This is a genomic window from Faecalibacillus intestinalis (assembly GCF_003024685.1).
GTDB classification, from domain to species: domain Bacteria; phylum Bacillota_I; class Bacilli_A; order Erysipelotrichales; family Coprobacillaceae; genus Faecalibacillus; species Faecalibacillus intestinalis.
In genome coordinates, this window is record NZ_PYLQ01000003.1 from 162149 (window position 1) to 187752 (window position 25604).

At 27.9% G+C, this 25604-nt stretch carries 18 protein-coding genes, 2 pseudogenes and 1 riboswitch; all 20 genes and pseudogenes read left to right on the plus strand.

Annotated elements, in window-relative coordinates; translation table 11 throughout:
- Positions 1-5: 5 nt before the first annotated feature.
- Positions 6-3563, plus strand: coding sequence for a BREX-1 system adenine-specific DNA-methyltransferase PglX (gene pglX / locus C7U54_RS03875; RefSeq protein ID WP_107029378.1), 3558 nt, complete (start codon positions 6-8; stop codon positions 3561-3563).
- A gap of 15 nt (positions 3564-3578) precedes the next feature.
- On the plus strand, positions 3579-4217 hold the full coding sequence (locus tag C7U54_RS03880) for a hypothetical protein (protein ID WP_107029379.1): 639 nt from the start codon (positions 3579-3581) through the stop codon (positions 4215-4217).
- A 31-nt stretch (positions 4218-4248) separates the two neighbouring features.
- Positions 4249-6834 carry a BREX-1 system phosphatase PglZ type A gene (gene pglZ, locus C7U54_RS03885; RefSeq protein ID WP_107029380.1) on the plus strand — a complete coding sequence of 862 codons (2586 nt, stop codon included), beginning with the start codon at positions 4249-4251 and terminating at the stop codon, positions 6832-6834.
- 106 nt (positions 6835-6940) lie between these two features.
- Positions 6941-8980, plus strand: a complete 2040-nt coding sequence (gene brxL / locus C7U54_RS03890) for a protease Lon-related BREX system protein BrxL (RefSeq protein WP_107029381.1) — start codon at positions 6941-6943, stop codon at positions 8978-8980.
- 66 nt (positions 8981-9046) lie between these two features.
- Positions 9047-9310: a hypothetical protein gene (locus tag C7U54_RS03895; protein WP_107029382.1), complete on the plus strand. Its 264-nt coding sequence runs from the start codon at positions 9047-9049 to the stop codon at positions 9308-9310.
- The gene (locus C7U54_RS03900; protein ID WP_107029383.1) at positions 9303-10184 is read left to right on the plus strand and encodes an FRG domain-containing protein; all 882 of its coding nucleotides are present in this window, start codon (positions 9303-9305) and stop codon (positions 10182-10184) included. The genes C7U54_RS03895 and C7U54_RS03900 overlap by 8 nt, the downstream gene beginning before the upstream one ends.
- A gap of 133 nt (positions 10185-10317) precedes the next feature.
- Positions 10318-11415 (plus strand): annotated as a pseudogene (locus C7U54_RS15095) (NADH:flavin oxidoreductase).
- Positions 11416-11817: 402 nt separating this feature from the next.
- Positions 11818-12249 (plus strand): hypothetical protein, encoded by a 432-nt coding sequence (locus C7U54_RS03910; RefSeq protein WP_048923777.1) that lies wholly within the window; start codon positions 11818-11820, stop codon positions 12247-12249.
- A 17-nt stretch (positions 12250-12266) separates the two neighbouring features.
- Positions 12267-13109, plus strand: coding sequence for a spermidine synthase (locus C7U54_RS03915; protein ID WP_107029384.1), 843 nt, complete (start codon positions 12267-12269; stop codon positions 13107-13109).
- A 31-nt stretch (positions 13110-13140) separates the two neighbouring features.
- A riboswitch (Fluoride riboswitch) is annotated at positions 13141-13213 on the plus strand.
- Positions 13214-13247: 34 nt separating this feature from the next.
- Positions 13248-13886, plus strand: a complete 639-nt coding sequence (locus C7U54_RS15390) for a chloride channel protein (protein WP_206603585.1) — start codon at positions 13248-13250, stop codon at positions 13884-13886.
- Positions 13883-14434 carry a chloride channel protein gene (locus C7U54_RS15395; RefSeq protein WP_206603586.1) on the plus strand — a complete coding sequence of 184 codons (552 nt, stop codon included), beginning with the start codon at positions 13883-13885 and terminating at the stop codon, positions 14432-14434. The genes C7U54_RS15390 and C7U54_RS15395 overlap by 4 nt, the downstream gene beginning before the upstream one ends.
- Before the next feature lie 68 nt (positions 14435-14502).
- Positions 14503-15477 carry a sensor domain-containing diguanylate cyclase gene (locus tag C7U54_RS03925; protein ID WP_107029385.1) on the plus strand — a complete coding sequence of 325 codons (975 nt, stop codon included), beginning with the start codon at positions 14503-14505 and terminating at the stop codon, positions 15475-15477.
- Between the two features lie 69 nt (positions 15478-15546).
- Entirely contained in the window at positions 15547-16848 is a 1302-nt protein-coding gene (locus tag C7U54_RS03930) for an amidohydrolase (RefSeq protein WP_107029386.1), read from the plus strand.
- A gap of 11 nt (positions 16849-16859) precedes the next feature.
- A pseudogene (locus C7U54_RS03935) lies at positions 16860-17111 on the plus strand (kinase to dihydroxyacetone kinase).
- Positions 17112-17205: 94 nt separating this feature from the next.
- On the plus strand, positions 17206-18558 hold the full coding sequence (locus C7U54_RS03940; RefSeq protein WP_107029387.1) for a Wadjet anti-phage system protein JetA family protein: 1353 nt from the start codon (positions 17206-17208) through the stop codon (positions 18556-18558).
- A complete protein-coding gene (locus C7U54_RS03945; RefSeq protein ID WP_022002533.1) occupies positions 18551-19189 on the plus strand; it encodes a DUF4194 domain-containing protein in 639 nt (212 codons plus the stop codon). Before C7U54_RS03940 ends, C7U54_RS03945 begins: the two co-directional genes overlap by 8 nt.
- Complete coding sequence (locus C7U54_RS03950; RefSeq protein ID WP_162297486.1) at positions 19158-22394, plus strand: ATP-binding protein; 3237 nt, start codon at positions 19158-19160, stop codon at positions 22392-22394. The genes C7U54_RS03945 and C7U54_RS03950 overlap by 32 nt, the downstream gene beginning before the upstream one ends.
- Positions 22387-23580, plus strand: a complete 1194-nt coding sequence (locus tag C7U54_RS03955; protein ID WP_162297487.1) for a Wadjet anti-phage system protein JetD domain-containing protein — start codon at positions 22387-22389, stop codon at positions 23578-23580. Before C7U54_RS03950 ends, C7U54_RS03955 begins: the two co-directional genes overlap by 8 nt.
- A 368-nt stretch (positions 23581-23948) precedes the next feature.
- Positions 23949-24659, plus strand: coding sequence for a DUF969 domain-containing protein (locus tag C7U54_RS03965; protein ID WP_107029390.1), 711 nt, complete (start codon positions 23949-23951; stop codon positions 24657-24659).
- Position 24660: 1 nt separating this feature from the next.
- Complete coding sequence (locus C7U54_RS03970; protein ID WP_107029391.1) at positions 24661-25599, plus strand: DUF979 domain-containing protein; 939 nt, start codon at positions 24661-24663, stop codon at positions 25597-25599.
- Positions 25600-25604: the final 5 nt, after the last annotated feature.

Sequence of the window (25604 nt, forward strand, 5' to 3'; positions counted from 1 at the left end):
TTACTATGAATAAAACAGCAATTAAAAATTATGCCACATGGGCTCGTACTGAATTAATAAAAAAAATTGCACAAAAAGCCTACCAATTTGAAGTAACTGAAACAAGCTTACCAGAATATAATACTGATTCTGTTCATGGCAATCTTCTTTCTAATGAACAAAAACAACAATTAAATGAATTAATTATTCAAGTAAAAAAACATGGCTATATGCATGTCATTGAAGAAGTTGCTTATACTTGGTTTAATAGATTTATTGCATTGCGTTATATGGAAGTTAATAATTATCTTCCACAAAGGGTAAGAGTATTTACAAATGAAAGTAATGAATTACAACCTGAAATCTTAACGGATGCTATGCATATTGAACTAGATGGGTTGGATAAACAAAAAGTATTTAAATTATTAGAAGATAATAATAAAGATGAATTATATAAATATCTTTTACTTACATTATGTAATGATATGAACAGATATTTACCTGAGATGTTTTCATCTATTAGTGACTATAAAACTTTATTACTGCCTGATAATCTATTAGAACATGAGGGTGTCTTATTTAGATTGGTTAATGATATGGATGAGGATACTTGGAGTGACCAAGTTCAAATTATTGGTTGGTTATATCAGTATTATAATTCCGAACTAAAAGATACCGTCATGAAAAAGAAAAACTATACTAAGGATGATATTCCCGCTGCAACTCAATTATTCACACCTGATTGGATTGTACGTTATATGACTGAAAATTCATTAGGTAGATTGTGGATTGATGGACATCCAAATTTTGATCATTCTAATTGGAAGTATTATTTAGAAGAAGCAAAGCAAAATCAAGACGTTTTAGAACAATTAAACAAAATAAAAGAAGAACATTCGAAATTAAAACCAGAGGAAATTAGAGTCATCGATCCATGTATGGGTTCAGGTCATATTCTTGTTTATGCTTTTGATGTATTAATGGATATTTATAGAGATGCAGGATGGTCAGATCGAGATGCATCAAAGTCAATATTAGAAAATAATTTATATGGTCTAGAAATAGATGAACGTGCTTATCATTTAGCATACTTTGCTATAATGATGAAAGCAAGATTTTATAATAGACGTATTTTATCTTGTAATACAGAAGTTAATTTAGTAGAAATTAGAGAATCAAATTATGATGTCGATGATGACGTAATAGAACATTTAGGTGAATGTAAAAATTTAGGATATTACTTGTTAAACACGTTTAAAGAAGCAAAAGAATTTGGGTCTATATTAAATCTTGATTGTTCAATAGAACAATTAAATGAACTAGTTAATAAACTAGATGAAGTTAATAAAATTTCTAATTATGGATCATTGATAGATCAAGCGGATTTAATTAAATTGATTGATATATTTAATCCATTATTAAAACAAGCTAAATTGTTAGTTCAAAAATATGATGTTGTTATAACAAATCCACCATATATGGCACCTTCGCCAAAACAAAAACCATTTGTTCAAAAGCATTATCCAAATTCAAAGACTGATTTATTTGCAGTTTTTATTGATAGAAATATTAATTTTTCTAAAAATAAAGGTTACATTTCTATGATTACACAGCCTTCATTAACTTCATTAGTATCATTCGAAAAATTAAGAAAATATTTGTTCTCTAAAAAGTTATTTTTATCTGTTTTACATATGGGAAGAGGAATTTTTGGAATAGATTTCGGCTCTTTAGCATTTTGTATTTGCAATGATAAAATCGATGCCTATATAGGTAAATATTTTAAATTATATAACAGAACTTTCCAATATATTACGAGTGACAGTATAAAAGAATTATTTTTAAATGCTAGAAGAGATAATAATGTTAGATTTGATTTTTCAACATATGATACGGCTTTAGAAATTAATAAAACAAATCTAAATACGGGAGATAAAATTTGTTATGATGCGTGTCAAAATTATTTTTTAGATGTTCCTGGAATTCCATTTGCTTATTCAATGACGAGGCAGATGGTTGATTCCTATAAAAATGGAATATTGAAAAACGTTTTCACTACTAGAGAAGGTATGGCTACTGCAGGTAATGATATTTTTTTAAGATTATGGTATGAAGTTTCTTTTTTGGATATTAATTTTAAATGTATGCCATATATTTATAATACAAATACAAAATGGGTTCCTTACAATAAAGGCGGTGATTTTAGAAAGTGGTATGGTAATAATTATTATATTGTTTATTGGCTTGAAGATGGTTTGGCTATAAAGAATAATAAAGACATGAAAACCGGGAGAGTTAGGTCCCACAATTATAATGGTGAATATGCGTTTAGAAAAGGATTAACATGGTCTTCTATTAGCGCTGGAAATATATCTGTCAGATGGTGCGGAGAAGGATTTTTATTTGATTCTAAAGGAGCAAAAGGGTTTGCAGCAAATGATAATATCCTATATGGTATATTAGCCTTTCTAAATAGTTCAGTAACAATGGAATATTTAAAAGTATTAGCACCTACAATGGATTATAAGGTTGGAGACATTTCTATGCTACCATTTAGTAATCATTTGTCCCAAAAATCTTTTTTAACTAACGTAAAACAATGCATTAATTATAGTAAAAAGGATTGGGATTCTTTTGAAACTTCGTGGGACTTTAAAGTACATCCACTTGTAAAGAATCATGCTTCTACTATTGGTGAGGCATATAATCTTTGGTCAAAAGAATGTGAAGATAGATTCAATACATTAAAGAGTAATGAAAAAGAATTAAATAGAATCTTTATTGAAATCTATGGATTACAGGGTGAATTAGATCCTTATGTAGAAGATAAGGATGTAACTGTTCGAAAAGCTGACTTAGCTAGAGATATTAAATCATTCATATCTTATGCTGTTGGTTGTATGTTTGGACGTTATTCATTAGATGTTGAAGGATTGGCATATGCTGGTGGTGAATGGGATAATAATAAGTATTCAACTTTTATACCAGATAATGATGATATTATTCCAATTTGTGATGAGGATTATTTTGAAGATGATATCTTAACAATGTTCATTGAATTTGTAAAAGTTGTGTATGATTCTGATACATTAGAAGAAAACTTGCAATTAATTGCGAATGCTTTAGGTGGTAAAGGAACACCTAGAGAAGTATTACGCAATTACTTTTTGAATGATTTCTTTAAGGATCATTGTAATACATATCAAGTAACAGGATCTGGTAAACGACCTATTTATTGGTTGTTTGATAGTGGAAAGAAAAATGGTTTTAAAGCATTAGTTTATATACATAGATATACACCTGATCTAATTGCAAGAATGAGAACGGGGTATATACATCCCCAACAAGCTCGTTATAGAACTCAAATTGAAATGTTACAAGGACAAATTCATGATGCTTCTAATTCAAGTGAAAAGGTCAAGTTATCTAAACAATTTAAGAAAATTAATGAGCAATTATTAGAATTGAATAAGTATGAAGAAGTTATTCACCATTGGGCAGATAAAATGGAACCAATGGATTTAGATGATGGTGTTAAAGTAAACTATGCTAAATTTCAAGAATTGTTAGCTAAGATAAAGTGAGGAGGTATATTGTTTGTGAAAAAGGTTATAATTAACACTTTCAACGATGACGTTGATAAAAATGCGTACATGAATTGGAGATTAAATCATCATGAACCAATTCAAAATATGATAGTTATGGCTGATGGATACATGACAAGTGTTATAGTAAATGCAAAATCATGTTTAGAAAATACTTTTGATAAAACAGCTGACATCTTAATTTTTCCTATGTTTTTTTCACTTAATCAAGGTATTGAATTATATTTAAAATCTATTTGCTGGTCTTTGAACATTTTATTAAATTACAAGTCAAAATATGGAAAGAATCATGATATAAGAAATATTTGGTTTTTAGTAAAAAATAAAATTAACGAATTTGGATTCAATGAAGAGAGACCTGAAGATTCTTTTAATAAAATGGTCAAGAATATTGAACCTTATCTAAATGAACTTGCCAATTATTTAAAAAAAGATAACATAAATGATTATCATCATAATATAGATTTTAGTCGTTATCCTGTAAATAATAGAGATGAATATCATTTTTTTGTCAATCAATTTGACAATGTAACAGTAGATTTAGAAGTTATAAAAAAATTTGCTACACAGATTAATGGAGATTTAAAGTGCTTAACAGATTACTACTATGGGTTGGTAGTTGAAAGCTGGTAGCAAGAATAGAAAAATAAGTAGGAGGTTCGGTATGGCTATCGAAGATATAAAAAAAGAATTGGAACAAAGGTTTGCTGAACCTTTAGATGAATTCTATAAAAGACGAATTATCTTTTGGAATGATGAAGATAGCGAGTTTATTGATGAAGTTAAAGATTTAGAATTATCTAATGCTAAGGTATTAATATTAGATGATTCTAATCAATTTATTTCAAAAAAGTTATTATCTAATGATGATTTAGAAAATAACTATTTAGTTTACAATTCTTTAAATGTAAATCAAGAACATGATTGGTTTTTGGATATAAAGTTATATAGTGATGAATATCGTGCTGATAAAACTTCAAGATTAATGCAAGAAATGAATATTTTAAATATTCCTGAGTTAAGAAAAGAAGTAAGAAAATTTAAAGGTTTCTTTAAGGCTACCAGTAGGCGTAAATTGATTTCTTCTTTTGAAGGATCAATTGACAGTAAATCTACATTATATATGTCTATATTATCGGCTATTGCATCTGTTAAAGATAGAAAACCAGATTATATTATAAAATCAGTAATGTCATCAGGAACGGATTTAGAAAATCCAATTAAATTAGATTTATTAAAATATGGTGCTACAGGATTATTTTGGTCTATGGTACATAGAACAACAGGATTCAATAAATCAGAAAATATTGATGATTTAACAAATCATGTTGTATTGAGTGCAATTTCTAGAACGATATCTAGTAATGTATTAGATGGCTTAGAAGATAAATATTCTGATAAATATAGTGGTTTTTGTTACGATTTAATTTTTAATTGGTTGCATAGTAGTGATAAGGATTTATTTAAGCATGTCGGTGAGTATGTTACAAGTAATCTTCATTTGATTGATCGTTTTAATCAATTTGAAATTAAAGATTTAGAAGATACAGATGTTTTACCAATTATTGATGAAATCATTTTATCAAAGCTTATGTATTTAATTTTTACTAGAACAATTGATAGTGATTCTATTATTAGTATTGTTGAAAAGAGAAGAACATCTTCTTGGTATGAAGATTATTCTTACTTCTATGATGGTATTTACCAAGTAGCATTAATGAATAAGTTTTACCTAGATCATGTAAATAGTTTCCATCATGTGAATGCTAAAGAAATGTGGGAAGCTTATATAAGTGATTATTATCAAATGGATAGTTTGTATAAAGAATTTCATATTGCTTTTTCGATGTGTTTACAAACACTTCATCCTTCATTGGATGATGGGTTTAAGGATTTAGCTGATTATGTAGAAAAAGAATATAAAAATTGGTATTTAGATAAACTCGCATCTAATTGGAATAAAATCATTGAAGATGATTTAGGTGCTACAGGTAAAATTAAAGGAATACCACAACAAATTGATTTCTTTCAAGATGTTGTTAAAAATGTAGATGGGAAAGTATTTGTGATTATATCGGATGCTATGCGATATGATGTTGCTTATACACTTGCTAAACAATTAGAAATTGAAAAAAGAGCTGATGTTGAAATAAGTGCTCAGCAAGCTATTTATCCAACCATTACTAAATTTGGTATGGCTGCATTACTACCACATAGAAAACTCGAAGTGGTTAACAAAAATGATTCGTTAAAAGTTTTGATTGATGGTCAAATAAGTGAAATGAGTAATCGAGAAAATATATTAAAAAGATATGTTGAAAATAGTATTGTTTTAAAATATAAAGATGTTATTTCTATGAAACGTGTTGATAGGAGAAAAGCTTTTAAAGGAAAAGATGTCATTTATATTTATCATGATATAATTGATGCATATAGTCATAATGATGAATCATTTGTGTTCGAAGCGTGCGATAAAGCAGTTAATGAGATAATGAATCTAATAAGTATTATAGATGCTGATTTGCATGGGATTAACGCAATTATTACATCTGACCATGGTTTTTTATATACATATCAAGAATTAAATGAAGAAGATAAAATGGATAAATCATCATTTAAAAAAGATATCGTTGAACAAAGTCGACGTTATGTTATTACCACTGAACAAGCTAAACCAGACTTTCTAATGCCAATTAAAGGTATTTATAATAATTCTAATTTATTAGGATTTTCTCCAAGGGAAAATATACGTATTAAAGGAAGGGGTGGCTTAAAATTTGTTCATGGAGGTACAAGTTTACAAGAAATATGCGTTCCCATCATAAAATACAAGTCATTGAGATCTACGAATAAGTCATACAAAATTAATAAAGACAAATATGATATTAAACCAGTTACAATTTCATTACTATCTTCAAATAGAAAGATAAGCAATATGATATTTAACTTAAGTTTTTACCAAAAAGAAGCAGTAAAAGATAACTATATTGCATGTAATTATATGACTTATATTACAGATTCGGTTGGTAATGAAGTAAGTGATAGACAAAAAATTATTGCGGATAAAACAAGTACTATACCTAAAGATAGAGAATTTAAATGCATATTTAATTTAAAATCTCAAAAATTTGATAATACTGAAACGTATTATTTAGTTATTGCTGATGAAGAAGGAATTCAAGTTCCTATTAAAGAAGAAATGCAAATTGATATTGCGATGGCAATTGATGATTTTGAGTTCTTTGATTAAAATTAAAGAGCATCATGCTCTTTATATGAAATGATGGGTTTTAATGTTAGGTTCAACTCCTAACCATTTCATCATAGTATATTTTACAAAAATGTAAGGAGGATATATGACAGATAGAGAAGAATTAAAACAAAAACTACGTGATAATTTTGCTGGTAAGATAGTAAGAAAAGATTTAACTAAAAAAATCAAAGAAGGAGCTAATGTTCCCGTCTATGTGTTGGAATTTCTTCTTGGTAAATATTGTGTATCAGATGATGAAGATATCATTGAGCGAGGAATTAGTAAAGTGAAGAAAATATTAGAAAAAAATTTTGTACGTTCCGATGAAGCACAAAAGACTTTATCGATTTTGCGCTCAAAAGGATTTTATTCAGTTATTGATAAAATCACAATCAATTTAAATATCAAAACTGATACATATGAAGCAGAGTTTTCAAATTTAGGTATTAAAAATATACCAATTTCAGCCGAATATCCTGAAAAGTATGATCGATTATTATCAGGTGGTATTTGGTGTATGGTTCAACTTGAATATGATTATAATGAAGAAGATAAAAAATCAAGTCCTATTAAGATTGCTAAATTGAATCCAATTCAAATGCCGCATGTTGATATTAATGAATTAAAAGAAGGACGAAAAGCTTTTACCAAAGAAGAATGGATAGACATACTTCTCCGTTCTATTGGTATGGAACCAGATGAATTAACAGAAAGAGAAAAATGGTTATTATTACTTCGTTTAGTACCATTAGTAGAAAATAATTATAATTTGTGTGAATTAGGTCCTAGAAGTACTGGTAAATCACATATTTATAAAGAAATATCGCCAAATAGTATCTTAGTTTCTGGTGGTCAAACGACAGTAGCAAATCTTTTCTATAATATGGGTAAAAGAACAATTGGTTTAGTTGGATTATGGGATTGTGTAGCTTTTGATGAAGTTGCAGGAATTAGGTTTAAAGATAAAGACGGTATTCAAATTATGAAAGATTATATGGCATCAGGATCCTTTGCAAGAGGAAAAGAAGAAAAATCAGCTAGTGCTTCAATGGTTTTTGTTGGCAATATTAATCAAGATGTTGATATATTATTGCAAACTTCTTCGCTATTTGATCCATTTCCTCCTGAAATGGGAATGGATACAGCTTTTTTAGATCGTATTCATTGTTATTTACCTGGTTGGGAAGTGCCTAAATTTAGACCTGATCATTTTACTGATGATTATGGATTTATTACTGATTATTTTGCTGAATTTATTAGAGAATTAAGAAAGACTCAAGAAAGCGATGCCTTAGATAAGTATTTTAAATTAGGTAAAAACTTAAATCAAAGAGATACGATTTCAGTTAGAAAAACAGTATCAGGATTAGTTAAATTGATTTATCCTAATGGTAAATATGACAAAGAAGAATTAGAAGAAATTATCCGAATTGCTTTAGAAATGAGAAGACGTGTTAAGGAACAATTAAAGAAGATAGGCGGAATGGAATTCTACGATGTTAATTTTTCATATATTGATAATGATACATTTGAAGAAAAGTATGTATCAGTACCAGAACAAGGTTCTAGTACTTTAATTCCTGAGGGAATTTGTAATCCAGGACATATTTATACTGTTTCAAGTGGTAAATCAGGCATGATTGGTTTATTTAGATTAGAAACACAAATATTACCTGGCAATGGTAAATTGACATGCAACGGAATTGGTAATGATAGAGAAGCCAGAGAAAGTACTCAAAATGCTTTTAATTATTTAAAAGCAAATAGTAATAGAATAAGTCAATCAATAAGTACAACAACTAAGGATTATATTATTCAGTATCAAGACTTACAAGGTATTGGTATGACAAATAAATTATCTTTACCAACATTGATTGCAATATGTTCAATTGCTTTAACAAGACCAACACTTAGTTCATTAGCAATATTAGGTGATATTAGTGTTAGTGGAACTGTCTCAAAAGTTGATAATTTAGCTAATACATTACAAGTATGCTTGGATTCAGGAGCAAAAAGGGTTTTGTTACCTATTACATCAGCTGGTGATTTGGGTTCAGTTCCTCCTGAACTTGTTGGATGCTTTAATTTGATTTTCTTTAATGATGCAGAAGATGCTGTTTTTAAAGCATTGGGGGTGGAATAGGCAGGCGGTTTATTTTTTACAAGGATATTACAATAATAAATTATGAATATGTAAAGGAGATATAAAATGTTAGATAGTATTAATACTAAAAGAAAAAGTGATGATTTTGAAGAAAAAATAAAGGAAGTGTATGATAAATATTGTGAGATGGATATAGACGAAAAGTATTTAGAATTATGGAATTCTTTTGTGGAATTAATAGAATATATTCAACAAATTGATTCGGGAAATGAAATGTCTGCTTCTGAAGCGATTAATTTAATGAAGGAATTGGGTATGTCTAATGATGATTTGAAAGATTTATTAATGGCAAGTATGAAAAATGGATAAAAAAAAGATTACTAGTGTTTCAAACTTTATTGAAATAATTGAGCAATTTCAGTCTAAAAATCTTTTAGGGCAAATTTATTATCGAGGACAACACAACGGACTCAAACAAAATTGGAAATTAATACCATCATTTTATAGAAAAAAGAAAACACATGAGAGAATACCGTTCTATAATGATTTAAACGAGGAATTGAATAGTATATATAAATTTGTTGAAAAAAATGTAGATTATTTTAATAATATTGATTTTAGTGATATTATAAGTATATTAAATATTTTACAACATTATGGTTTTCCTACAAGAGTATTGGATGTGACAAATAATCCATTAGTGGCATTATATTTTGCTTTAGAAAATATTGAACCTACTGACAATCCGGTTGTTTATCTTATTAAAAGTAATAAATGTTATTCTGGATATTTTACAAATCAAATGCTGAATGATTTTTATTATGAAGAAAAAGTCAAAGACAAAGTTGTAATGGTCAATGGAAGTGTGTTATCTGACAGAATTAAGAATCAAAAAGGTGATTTTATTCTTTTTTTTGAAGAAGAAGATATTCATTCTATAGAAAATTTCAGGATAGAAGAAATTTCTATAGAAAAAGCTGCACTAAAAAAGATAAAAAAAGAATTAGACATTCTAGGAATAAATAAGAGTACTATTTATCCTTCTTTGGAGGAGGAATCCACAAAATTCACAGCATTGTTAGATAATTCTGAAGAAGAATTTATTAAAATGGCAAAGTATTTTAATTTTGGAATAAACAAAGCTAATAATGTTATAAAAAATGATCTCAACAAAAATAGAAAATATCTAAAAAAGCCTGGTGCTATTGCTACAATTAATACAAAAAATCGAAAAAGAAAATAGAATTATTTATAATGATATTTTATTTTCTTCCGCTTATTAGCTTATGTGTAAACTTCATTTCATTTGATACCACTTTTGCATAATGCTATGATTAAGAGAAAAAAAGCAAACGCTTAGGAGGAAAAAGGAATATTTGAAATTATTTGAACCGATACAGATTCGTGGCATGGAATTAAAAAATCGTATTATGATGTCTGCGATAGGTACGCATGAAAGTGTGGAAAGTGAAGGCAGAAAAAGTGTTATAGATAAGTTGATTGCTTATCATGTAGCACGTGCTAAGGGTGGCAATGGTTTAAATACGGTTGAGGTTACTGCTGTTGACAAAGCAAGTGCACATTTTGGATTTTTATTTATAGCTGAAGATAAGTATACTAATGGCTTAAAAAAATTAAATGATGTAGTACATGATGCTGGTGATAAAACATGTATTCAACTTTGGCAAGGAGGTTTAGCTGTTGCTTTAGATTAAAAAGCAAAAATTCTAGTTCCAAATGATATACCAGTAAATGCAGAATATACTATGCAAGAAATTACTTTTGAGAGATTATTAGATGTCATTAATAAGTTTGGTGAGGTAGCTAAATGTTCAGTTGAAGCTGGATTTGATTTTTTAGAATTTCATTGTGCTCATAATTATTTACCACACTCAATGCTTTCTAGTGGAATCAATCATCGAAGTAATGAATGGGGTGGGAGTTTTGAAAATCAATAGAAATTTCCACTTTAATGTATTAAAGCTATTCGTCAAAATATACCAGAAGACATGCCTCTATTTTTGAAAATAGATTGTCATGATGATATGCTTGAAAGTGGATTAATTCTTAAAGAAGTGATTGACTTTTGTAAAGATGCCAAAGAATATGGTGTCAATGTTTTAAATATATCACGTGGAAATATTATAACAGCTGTAACTCTTTATGAAGTAGCTCCTGTAGATATTAAAAATGGATTCAATGTAGAAGATGGTGAACGTATTCGTAAAGAAACAGGAAAGTTTACAATGCCTTGTGGACGTATCAATACTCCTGAAGTTGCTGAAAAGATATTAGAAGATGATAAAGCAGATTTAATTGTAATGGCGCGTGCGCAACTTGTCGATGCAAATTTTTGTAATAAAGCTAAAAATGGTCAAGTGAATCAAATTCGTTATTGTATTGGATGTAATCAAGGCTGTTATGATTACTTTTGTAATTCTTTGTATAATCCAAGTATCAAACATATTACGTGAATAAGAAATCCAGGATTATTAGAAGAAGCAACAGATAGTCTCTCTATGACTTTACATCCTAAAAAAGTTGTTATTGCAAGTGGAAAAGAATATTTATAAGATGGTGTTATTATGGTAGTTGTTTTAAATCAAATGACACAAGTGATTATGAAAAACTTGACATATCAACTCATATTATTGGTGATTGTAAAAAAGCAAATTTTGCTTTGATGCGTTTAGAGATGCATGTTATGCAGTATTAGATATTAATAAATAATAATAAAACAGGATGAACAACAATTCTGTTGTAATATTCCTGTTTTTAAATTATTTTTAGAATTAGTATGGAACAATTATTAAATATGATAAAATTAGATAAAAGAAAGTTGATTATAATAGTTTAAAACCAAAGGAGATATGTCTATGTATTTTAAAGAACCGTTTGACAAAGAAAAAATTGAAAAACAACATGAAGAATTATTAAATATTTTTAAAGAAGATCTCTCAAATCTATCTGATAAAACAATTAAGAAACATGTACAAAATGTTGATTTTTTTATCAATGAATATTTATTAAATCGTAATAATGCAAATTATGAAGAAGTTAATAATGAAGTTGATTTGTTCTTTAGAGATTTCTTTATTAGAAAATGTATGTGGTCTTCACCAAATTCTATAAAAGAAACAGCAGCTAGTTTTAAAAAGTTTTATAAATCAATGATGAATCATGATAAATTTAAAAAAGATGACTATAAATGTTTATGCGATACCATTAAAGATGAAATGAAATCTTGGCAAGAATCATGTGATTACTATGATAGTGGAAAACCAAATTGGGATCCATTTAAATTTTAAAGGTAGGGTAATAAGAATTGTATAACGATAAGATTGAAATAGAAAGCCCTTATGGACATATTACCATTAGCTATGGTCGACATGATAAGCATCGAGTAAGAGTTCTTGATATAGATGGTGGTATGGAATCAGCAACTTATATAGAAGAAGAATTACAAAATGAATTACTTTTTGAATATATGTATTTATTTGATTTAATGTTTGATGAAAATTATTTAGAAGATAGACAAATTAATGATGTTTTATTAATTGGTGGTGGTGTTTTTCATTATCCCAAATATTTTTTAGCACATCATCAAGGAAATATTGATGTTGTTGAAATTAACAAAGTTCTTTATGATATTTCTAATAAATACTTCTATTTAGAAGAAACTATTAATAAATTTGATAAGAATAAAAATAGATTTCATTGTTATTTTGAAAATGGAAGAGATTATATAAAAAGGAACAAAAAGAAATATGATGCTATTTTAAATGATGTCTTTATTGGTGAAAATTTAGTATTAGAACTTCATTCATTGGAAGCAATCAAAAGAATAAAAGAATCTTTAAACCCACAAGGAATTTATATAACAAATATCATTGGTTCATTAAGTGGTAAATATAGTCAAAATATAAAGAATGTTATAAAAACACTCAAACAATGTTTTAAATATATTTATGTCTTTAAAGCACAAGAAAAGAATGAGCATCAAAAAAGACAAAACTTAATCGTTGTTGCAGTAGATCAAGAAGTTCATTTTAATATTGTAAGTTATCATAATATTAATCAAAAGAGATATCATCAAGGAATGATCGATCATGTTGATGATATTGATTATACAAATGGACGTATTTTAAGAGATAAAAATTTATTATAATTATTGTTTTATCTTAAAAAATATGATAAGTTTAATCCATGGGAATGAGGTTCTCCCTCGATTTATATCGAAACCGCTATTTGGCTAATGACTTCTGTGTAATACACAGGGTGATTAGCTTTTTTTGTAGGAGGAAACATGGAAAATAAAAAAGAATTATTAAAGTATATGATATTTGCAGGTGTTATGGGAATCGTTGTAGGAGGTATTGATACTGTTTTTGGTAAAGGACTTATTTTAATAGGTGAGATACGAAATAAATATTTTTGGTATTTAATTCCTTTTTTACCAATTGCAGGAATAGTGATTACTTGGCTTTACTATCACTTTAATGAACTGAGTTTAAAAGGAATGACACTTGTCTTTGAAACAGGTCAACAAAAAAGAAAAGGGATTCCTTTAGCACTTATTCCTTTAGTTATGATTGGAACATGGTTAACTCATTTATTTGGAGGAAGTGCAGGTAGAGAAGGGGTGGCTGTACAAATTGGAGCGACGCTCTCTCATTATTTTACAAAATATTTTCATTTTCCTAAGAATGGAAAAGTTTTGTTGATTACCGGAATGGCAGCTGGATTTGCTGGATTATTTCAAACACCACTTACTGCTTTGTTTTTTGCTATGGAAGTTATGGTTATAGGTAAAATAGAGTATGAAGCTTTACTTCCAGGGGTTATAGCATCTTTTACTGCTTCTTATACGTCACATTTTTTAGGATTGGAAAAGTTTAGTGTAAATATTCAACAAAGTATTAATATGAATGATTTAAAAATATGATGTTAATGATTCTAGTAGGAATTATTTTGGGAATTGTTGGAAGAATATTTTCAACGTCGTTGAGTGCTTTAAAAACATTTTTTAAAAATAAAATAGAAAATCCCTATAAAAGAATAGGTTATATTTCTATTTTATTGGTGATAGGGCTAATGATTTTTAAAGGAAGATACAGTGGCTTAGGCACAAATTTAATTGATTTATCATTTTATGGAAATGTGACTTATTATGATTGGTTTTTAAAACTTATTTTTACTGTTGTAACTCTTGCAATTGGATTTCAAGGTGGAGAAGTAACACCCTTATTTTCAATAGGAGCAACTCTAGGATTTATACTTGCCCCAATTTTTCATTTGCCTATTGAATTATGTGTAGCTTTAGGATATACGGGAGTTTTTGCTTCAGCAACAAATACACTTTTAGCACCAATGATGATAGGTTTAGAAGTCTTTGGTGGGCATCAAATGATAGCATTTCTTATTATATGTATTTTTTCTTATTTAGTTAATGGAAATAAATCTATATATACTGCCCAAATCAAAAATTTCTAACAAACATTACACGATGAAAGGCTTTACATTTCGCTATGTCAAAGATAAAATAGTAATGGTGATGGAAAATGGAATTTGATGAATTATTTATAAAATTAAAGGTGAATCCATTAAAACTCATTGAGTCAATTGTTCATGCTGGTGGATCATCAGTTATTTTGTTTAAAAATAGAAAAAGTGAAATCTTATATGTTAATGATCAGTTTTATCAAAAACATCCACAGTTTAAAAATAATAAGGAAGCAGTTATTGGTAAAACTGATTTTGATTTGTTTCCGGACTCACAAGAACACGCTAAACAAGCTTTTGAAGATGAACAACGTGTCATGGAAACAGGACAAGCAATTAATGTTGTAGAAACTGAAGGAAAAAATCATGATGGCTATACGCTTATTGCACATACAAGAAAATATCCGTTATATGATAGTCAAGGAGAAACAATCGGTGTTTTTGTTATTACAGAAGATATGACAAGTGATGTAAAGGCACTTAGAGAAAATCAAGAAAAAGCCAAAATTTTAACAAAGCTTAATGTTGAACTTTCACAAGAAAACGCTACAGATGCTTTAACACAACTTTATAATCGACGTTTTATTCATGCAGAATTAGATACATTGCATAAAGAATATTTAGAAAATAATACACCATTTTCTATTTTGTTATTAGATTTAGATAACTTTAAAAGTGTTAATGATAATTATGGACATCATATTGGAGATGAGGTTATTAAACATGTTGGAACTGTTTTAAATAATATTAAACATCAAAAATATCCAACTATGGAGCCATGTCGTTATGGCGGAGACGAATTTTTAGTTATTCTACCAGCTTATCAAAAAGATGGGGCAGTTTCAATTGCCAGAGATATTAAAGATGCCTTTGATCATGTTATTTTACATGCTGGGGCTTATCATGATATCGTAAGATTAAGTATTGGTGTTGCTGGTATTCGCGATGAAGAAACAATACAAGATTTATTAAATAAATGTGATCAAAGAATGTATATTTCAAAAAGAGATGGAAAACATCGTATTACTTATTGATGATAGTGTAAAAAGCTATCATCATTTTTTATTTTGAGATATAATAAAATCAACAAGGAAGTGATAAAAATGTATGAGGCAATCAAACAACTTGCAAAAAAATACCATCAAGAAACAATTAATCAGCGCCGAGATTTTCACCACTTTGCTGAAAGAGGCTGGTTAGAAATACGTACAGCATGTCAAATTGCAACTACTTTAGAAAACTTAGGTTATGAGGTTTTAGTAGGAAAAGAAATTATGGATAAAGATGCGCGTATGGGATTACCGCCAGAAGCGATTTTTAATATTAATTATTTACGTGCTAAAAAAGAAGGGGCAAATCCTAAATATTTAGAACAAGTTAAAAATGGAATGACAGCTGTTGCAGGTATCTTAAAAAACGGTGTAGGGCCTGTTGTAGCTATTCGTTTTGATATTGATGCTTTAGGGCTTGTTGAAGATTCAACAGATGGGCATTATCCAAAACAAGAAGGTTTTTCTTCTTGTCATTTAGGAGCGATGCATGCTTGTGGACATGATGGTCATGCATCTATTGGTTTAACAACTGCTAAAATATTGATGGAGCTTAAAGAACACTTACATGGGACTTTGAAAATTATTTTTCAACCGGCTGAAGAAGGTGTAAGAGGAGCAAAATCCATTTGTGAAAGTGGTTTTTTAGATGATGTCGATTATATTTTTGCAGCGCATATTATGCCTCGTGTTAAAGATTACGATCTTTATTTTGGAATGAATGAATCATTTGCAACAACGAAATTAGATGTCATTTATCATGGAGTTTCAACACATGCGGCAGAATCTCCACAATTCGGTAAGAATGCATTGCTTTCAGCAGCTAACTGTATTATTAATTTGCATTCGATTCCTCGAAACAGTGATGGACAAACACGTGTCAATGTAGGAACGGTTCATGCAGGAACAGGTAGAAATGTTGTTCCTGATACAGCAAAACTTGAAATAGAAGTACGTGGTGTAACGACAGAATTAAATCGTTATATGGAAATTTATGCAAGAGATATTATTAACGCCTGTGCTTTGATGCATGATACTGTTGTTGAAATTAAACAAATGGGGAAAGCATTTGCTTTAAATTGTGATGAAGATTTTATGAATCAAATACGAAATATTTGTGTTAAAGAAATGCCCGATTTAAAATTACCTCCAGAAAATTTAAATCCATTAGGAGGTAGTGATGATTTTTCTTATATGATGGAATATGTCCAAGTTCATGGGGGTAAAGCTACTTATATGAAATTATTGACAGATATTACAGCTTCACCTCATAACACATCATTTAATTTCAATGAAGAAGTACTTAATAAAGGACCACGAATCATGGCGTCTATTGCTTATACATTATTAAAATAAAGAAGATAATTATTTTAGAATTTAAATCTGATACACAATTATTAATTGAAGGAAAAAATTTAAATGAAGATGAAATTAGTGAATACTTTACAACACATTTTAAGGGAGATTGCTTATTAGCTGTTGGAGATGATGAATTGATTAAAATTCATTTTCATACAAATGAACTATAGAAGGTTTTAGAATATTGTTCAACACTTGGTGAAATCTATGATATTCTTATTGAAGATATGGATCGACAATCAAGAGGATTAAAAGGATAAAGATGCGAAAGCATCTTTTTTAAGTTATTAAAAAATGTTATAATTGCAAAGCTATTTATAAATAAAAAAGAGTTTTTAATGATTGGAGGTAACCATGGTTAATATATTTGATACATTACCAAGAAACTTTTTTAATATATTTAATACAGCTGATCGTGTTGTTATCAGTGAATGTATTTGTGTTCTTTATGAGTATATTAAGGATGATGCATCCTTTGCATCTTTAAAAGAAAACTTGATTTATGAGTTAACAAAATATTTTAGTAGTCACTTAATTGAACTTGAAGAACTTCAAAGTCAATCGCCAAGAGAACGTGCTTTTTATGTTTATCGAAGATTAAAAGAATGTGGTTGGTTGAGTGAAGAAGTAGGGGAAAACTATCATGTGTATGCTAGTTTTGAAGATTATGCTATTAGTATTATTGAAACTTTAATGAATTTAGAAGAAGACAGAGACATAGAATACTCAAGTATGGTTTATAGTATTTATTCGCAGTTTAAAAATTTTGATATTGAAAATGGACATAAGATTCTTGATGCACAATATAGTATGACAAAAAGTTTAATGACAAAATTAAAAAATTTGAATACAAATATTAAGCGTTATATCAAACGTCTTGTTCAAGATAATATGAAAAATGATTTAAATCAAATTTTAGATTCTTTATTAAGTGATTATCAATTAAAGATAGTAGATCGTGCTTTTTATAATCTAACAACTAAAGATCATCCTTTAAAATATCGTAATAGTATCATTTCTCAAATTCAAAGAATACAAGATGATCAAGCAACATCTGAAACAATTATAGGAAATATCATGCTTTCTAAAGATTTAACTTATCAAGAGGCAATGGATTTGTTTTATAAACAAACATCTTATATTATTGATGCCTTTGAAAGTATTTTAGATTTAATTAATGAAATCAATCGTAAAAATGAAAAGTTTGTTGCTTCAGCAACAAATCGTATTATGTTTTTAATGAATGTAAAAGAAGATATTGGTGGAAAAATCAATGACATCATTAAAGAAGGGCAAGAATGTCCAGAAGTGTTTGATCAAGTAGCAACGATTTCAATTAATAAATACTTAGATCAAAATTCTTTATATTTACCACGACAAATAAAAAAAGTTAAAAATACGGATTTGATTTTAGATACACAATTAGATGAACAAACACGTTTAATGGCGATTGAAAAACTAAAACAAAATGAAAAATATACAAAAACAGCCATTGAAAAAAATGTTTTACAATGTTTGGATCAACAAGAAACAATATTGGGTTCAAATTATTATGATCAAAATAAAGATTTATCTTTATTTATTTTGACATGGCTTTATGGTTATAGTCAAAATGCTCTATATAAAATAGAACCACAAGAAAATATTATAAAGAAAGATCATTATCAATTTAGAGAATTTATAATAAGGAGAGTTGAAGATGAATAAAAATGAACTGATGAAAAATATGTCACAGGCATATTTGTTATTATCTGAAAAAAGAAAAGAAGAATTTTCACGTATTTTAAATCGGTTATTAGCGGTTAATTTTATTTGTGGTGGAAGAAAAAGAGATCGCGAAGATTATTATTTTATTAGTGAAAATGAACAACTATTTAAAGATTTTTTAATGATGCTTGATTATGATTTTCATTTATATAAAGCAGACCGTGTAATCTATATCCATAATTTAAATAATTACAATCATTTAAATCTTAATCAAATGCAAACAATTGTTTTATTGTTACTTAGAAAACTTTATTTTCAAAAATCACAAGAGTTACAAGATACTGAATTTATTCATATTTCCCTTGGGGAACTTCATAGTGAAATAGAAGCAACTGGTATTTATAACGAACGTCTAAAAAAGACAGATTTAAAAAATATCTATCATTTCTTGTCAAGGTATAATATATGTGAACGTATTGGTGATTTAAACGAAGATGATACACGTTTAATTATTTATCCAACAATTAATTATATTTTACCAATTCAAAAAATTGATGAAATCAATCAACGTATTCAACAATATAAAAAAGGAGATCACGATGAAAACATTAACGAAAGTGAAACTGATTAATTGGCATACTTTTTCTAATGAAGAATTTGAAATCTATAAAAATGCCTTAATTACTGGAGAAAATGGAACAGGGAAATCTACAATTTTAGATGCGATTCAATATGTTTTAACTGCTGGTAAATGTAAATTTAATAAAGCAGCAAGTGATATTGGAAATCGTACATTAGAGTCTTATATTCGTTGTAAAACAGGAATTGAAGGGCATGAATATGCTAGAAATGGTGATGTGACAACCTATATTGCATTAGAGTTTTATGATGAAAAAACAGAAAAATATCAAATTATTGGAACTGTTATTGATTTACCAGCTGGCGGAAGATTAAATAGAGATTTTTTTCAAATTATTGATTGTAAAATCAGCGATGTAGCATTTATTGAAGAAAGAAGAGTTTTGACGAGAAAAGAATTTAAAAAAGCTTTAATTGATCATCAACAAACAGGTATTTTTAAAGATACAATTAAAGAAGGAGAAAGTTTATTTGGAAATGCTTTAGGTGTTAAAAGTAAATATTTTGATTTAGTAACGAGAGCACTTGCTTTTAAAGCGATTGATAATGTTTATCAATTCATTGTTGACTTTTTATTAAAAGAAGACTTTGTTGATATTCAAAATTTAAGAGACAGTATCAAACACTATAAAGTTCTTGAAGAAAAATTAAAAATATCTAAAAAAGAATGTGAATCATTAGAAGGTGTTGTAAGTCAATATGACACTTATTTAGATACGCACTTTCAAATGGATGTTTTAGAATGTTTAAAAGAGAAATTACAAGAAAAGCAATTACAAGCTATTATTGATAATAGTCAAAAGAAATATCAAAAAATAAATGATCAACTCAATTTTGTACAACAAAAACTTACACAATTAAATCAAGATGAAGAAACTTATCAAGAAAGATATCATCGTTTAGATGAATCATTAAGAGAAAACGAAACCTATAACTTAAAAAATGAATTACAAAAAGAAAGTGAACAACTCAAAAAAGAAAAAGAAAAAAAAGAAAACAGTTATCAAACTCTTATAACAGAAATTAAACAAGAAATACAATTATTAAAGAAAGTAAAAATACCAAATAGTTATATCCAAATTCTTCAAAATCAAGATTATCAAACAGAAACATTGACACATGCATTTAGAAATATTGTAGAAGAAGTTTCTAAAAGAACAAAGGATGTTACTGAAAAAATATCACATTTAAAAATTGAAATGACACAAACAGTTGATCGTTTTAATGAATATTGTAAAGAATATGATTCTCTTAAAGAAAATCAACTTTATTATAGAAAAGAAATTCAAGAATTAATTCAATTATTAAATGAAAAACTTACAAGTCATTATGGAAAAATAATTGAAGTTAAACCATTATGTGAATATATTGAAGTTAAAGATGAAAAATGGCGAAATGCATTAGAAGGATATCTTAATAGTCAAAGATTTGATTTAATTATTGAACCAGAATATTTTGAATATGCATTACTTGTTTATGAAGAATATAAAAATAAAAGAGGTATATATGGTGTAGGAATTGTTGATGTTGCGAAAATGTCAAGATATGAAGATGTGGATGTTAAAGACACACTTGCAAGTCAATTAGATTGTAAAAATACATATGCTAGATGGTATGTCAACATGTTGCTTTCTAAAGTACAATGTGTCGATGATGTTACACAACTTAGAAATTATGCTACAGCGATTACGCCAACATGTATGCTTTATAAAAATTATACAGCACGTGCAATCAATCCACGTATTTACAATAAACCATACATTGGATTAGGTGCTATTAAAATTCAATTAGCGACAATTGAACAAGAATTGGAAAACCTAAAACAAGAAATCAAATTACAAAAAGCAAATTATGAAGATTTAAAAAATGGTCAAGCATTATTAAATCAATCCAAAGCAGATCATATCTTCTATCGCTTAGATTTAATTGATGAATATCATAATTTACTAAAAGAATATCAAGAAATTAATGATCGCTATGAAAAATTAATTTTAGATGATTCACTTATTTCTTTACAAGAAGAATGTGATGCAGTAAAAAAACAACTTGAAAAAACAAAAAGAGAAAAAGAAGACTCACTTATGAAAAAAGGAAGTCTTGAAAATAATCTAGAAACATTTAAAGAACAACTTGAACAAACGCAAGAAGAATATCAATTATTACATGAAAAAATAGTTCAATTTGAAATGGAGCATGTTGATGTTACTCAAGTAGCTGATCAACAAGTCGTTATTTATTTAAAACGTTTTTCTAAAGATTTTAATGGTATGAAAAATGATATTGAACAACAAGGAAATGGTTATCAACGAAAGGCAAACCAAATTGAAAATCAAATAGTCATGAAAATGAAAGATTATAATGATGATTATAATATTGGTTTTGAAAATGCTTTAACAGATATTGAAAGTTATAAACAAAGATACCATCAATTAAAGGAGATGGATATTGTTTCTAAAGAAGAAAAAACAAGACAAGCAAAACTTAAATGCGAGGAATCTTTTAAAACATCTTTTATTTCTGGATTAAATGAAAAAATTGAAAATGCTAAAAAAGATATTGCTGAATTAAATAAAGGATTAGCACAAAGAGATTTTAATGGTGAAACCTATGAATTCTGTGTTTCACCAACTTCAAGAGATGATTTTAAAGAATACTATAAGATCATCCAATCAGGAAAAGAATATATGGTGAATAATCTTTTATCTGAAACATTAAGTGAAAGTCAAAGAAGAATTATGGATGATTTATTTGTAAAATTATCATCTGTAGAAAATGATCAAGAAACTGAACAAATGCTCATGGAATATACAGATTATCGAAATTATTTAGATTATGATATTAAAATCAAATATGCAAGTGGAGATTATGCATATTTTTCTAAAGTTAATAAAGAAAAATCTGGTGGAGAAACACAAACACCATTCTATGTCATTATGGCAGCAAGTTTTGAACAAGTTATTCGTAATAGAAATCAAAATGAAGATTTTGGTTGTGTCGTTATTTTTGATGAAGCATTCAATAATATGGATGAACAAAGAATACAAGAAATGATTAAGTTCTATAATGAACGTGAAATACAAACATTTATTGCTGTACCACCTTCAAGAGCAGGTACAATTATTCCTTATGTTAATACAAGATTGCTTGTCATTAAACAGGGACAACAATCTTTTGTCGAAGGATTTAGAGATGAATGATTATCGTCAATTGATCTTAATAGAGTTTATTAATCGTTATGAAAATAGTAGTTACTATAAAGGTAAAAGCGATGGTCCAAGGAAAATATCTATTGTATTGCATAAAAGATTTCCAGAATATGGACAAAGCTTCTTTTATGAAATTACTGAAGAACTAGAAAATATATCTTTTCAATTAAAAGAAGAAGGAATAGTTACTTTTTCTAAGAAAAGTATTCCAGGAAATAGAGAAATAATTTTAAATCAAGAAGAAAGCAGTATTAAAAAAATATATCAGGAACTTAAAAGAGTCTCAATTAAAGAAAAAATAATGAATTATCTACATCAGCTTGATGAATATCATGTAGAAGGATTTGTGAAAGACTTTATAGATGAAATGAAAAAGAAAATCATGCATGATCAAAGTCTTTCTCCTTATTTAAAAAGTTATGATTTAGAAGATTTAGATTCTGTTATAAAAATACTTAATGGAATGTATTATCAAGATGAAGAAATTTCATTTAGAAAATTTTCTGAGAAAATATTAAATGATACTAAGAAATTAATAAAGTATAAAAAAAGAATATTACATATTGTACATGATTTTTATGATGATTCTTTAGAAAATGAAGATGAGGTCTTTGAAACTTTTTACATTAGAAAGAATCCAGCTTATGTTTACATTAGAGGAAATGCTATTTTTAAAATTAATAATCAACTGATTGATTTAAAACAAATGAAGCAATATTTTGTTTTACCAAGTTTATGTATTAAAGATTTAACAATTCAAAATATTGATGCAAAACAAGTAATGACAATTGAGAATTTAACATCTTTTCATGATCTTTCTTTAAATGATAATTTTTATATTTATACAAATGGTTTTCATAATCATGCGATTCAACAATTTTTAATAAAACTTTATGATTTTTTAGGTGATGAAGTGAATTATCTTCATTTTGGTGATATTGATGCTGGTGGTTTTCATATATATAACGATTTGTGTAAAAAGACACATATTCCTTTTCAAACGTACCATATGGATGTAGATACGTTAAAAAAATATTATATATATACAAAGAAATTAACTAAAAATGATAGAAAAAGATTAAAATCTATGAAAAATAATGAAGTTATTACTTACATGTTAAAAAATAATGTCAAGTTAGAACAAGAAATAGTAGGAGATAGCTTTAATGAAAGGTGAAACACTAATACGTTTAGAAAGTTTACAGAAGATTGTCTTTCATTCACTAGCTAATTTGGCTAAATCTATATCTATAGAGACAAGCAAACTTTAAGAATGCTACCAATGGGATGATAATAATTACGATTTACAGCAGATAAAAAAAGAATTAGCAGATGTGATTATTTATTGTCAAGATTTATTGGATTGATTAAATCTAGATGTAGATGAAATTGTTCAAATGAAAATGGTAATGAATGAAAAGAAATATCCAATTAAATAAGAGTTGAAAAATGGCAGAATATGTCATTTTTTTCTTATTTTGTGATTATTTGCAAAAAAATGTAATTCAGTATATAATTTGCAAGTCACTAAGGAGGAAAAATATAATGGGAGACGCTATCAAATTAATCGGGATAGTTATTGTTATCATTGGTTTTGCTTTAAAATTTGATACATTAGCTACCGTAGTTGTTGCTGGTATTGTTACAGGTTTAGTTGGTGGAATGTCTATTATGGATATTTTATCAACACTTGGCTCTGCCTTTTTAACAAATAGAACAGCAACATTATTTATTTTAACATTGCCAGTTATTGGATTATGTGAACGTATGGGTCTACGTGATAAGGCCGTTGATTTTATCAGTGGCATTAAAAGTGCGACTACAGGTAGATTATTATCTATTTGGCAAGTTATTCGTACTATTGCTTCTGCATTTTCATTACGTATTGGAGGACATCCACAATTCATTCGTCCTTTAATTAATCCAATGGCACAAGCATGTGCAATTGCTAAATATGGGGAAATTGATGAAAAAACTGAAGATGAAATTAAAGGGATGGCTGCAGGAACAGAAAACTATGGAAATTTCTTTGCTCAAAACTGTTTTATGGGCTCATCAGGAACTTTATTAATTGTTTCGACTTTAAATGAAATCTTCAAATCAAACAATATTGCTCAAGAAGTAACTGCTAATCAAATTGCTTTAAATTCAATTCCAATTGCTGTTATTTCAGTTATTGTGGGTATTGGTTATGCTTTATGGTATGATCGTAAATTAAAAAAACGTTTTGGTAAAAAGCAAGGAGGAGAAAAATAGTATGTTAGAAATAGATTGGAATACAAGTACAATTTTAGCAGAAGTTTTCTATTGTATTATTGGACTTATTTTTGCTTTTACTGGAGTCAATGCTTTAAAAAATAAAGAAGTTGAAAAACGAACAACAACAGCAATCTTTTGGTTTATTTTAGCTATTACTTTCATTGCTGGGCCTTATATTCCTACATGGATTACAGGAGCATGTATTATTGTTTTAGCTATCTTAACTGCTGTTGGTTTAGTACAACCAGCAGCAATGCATATTCCTACTGCTAAAGAAACAAGAGAAAATGCAGATAAATATGGATATAAATCATTTATTCCACCTGTTGTTTTAGCTTTATCAGCAGTAGTTGTGGCTACATTCTTTACAGATTTAGGAGCAAACAATGCCATTGGTATTAGTGCTGCTATTGGTTTAATTGTTGCTTACTTTATTTTCAAACCTAAATTTTCTTTACCATTTAAAGATGGTATTCGTTTAACTGATAATGTAGGAACTACAGGTATTTTACCTCAAGTTTTAGCTGCATTAGGTTCATTATTTACAGCTGCAGGAGTAGGTGCTGTTATTGCTGCAGGAGTAGGTGCTATTATTCCTGAAGGAAATCATTTTATTGCCGTTGCTGTTTATTGTATTGGAATGGCTTTATTTACAATGATTATGGGTAATGGTTTTGCTGCCTTTGCGGTTATTACAGTGGGTATTGGTTATCCATTCTTAATCGCTCAAGGTGCTAATCCGGTTGTTGTTGGTGCTTTAGGTTTAACTGCAGGATATTGTGGTACATTAATGACACCAATGGCAGCAAATTTCAATATTATGCCAGCGGCTTTATTGGAAACAAAAAGTAAATATGCTATAATAATTTCACAATTACCAGTTGCATTAATTATGTTAGCAATACACATTGTTTTAATGTATGTATTAGCTTTCTAGGAGGA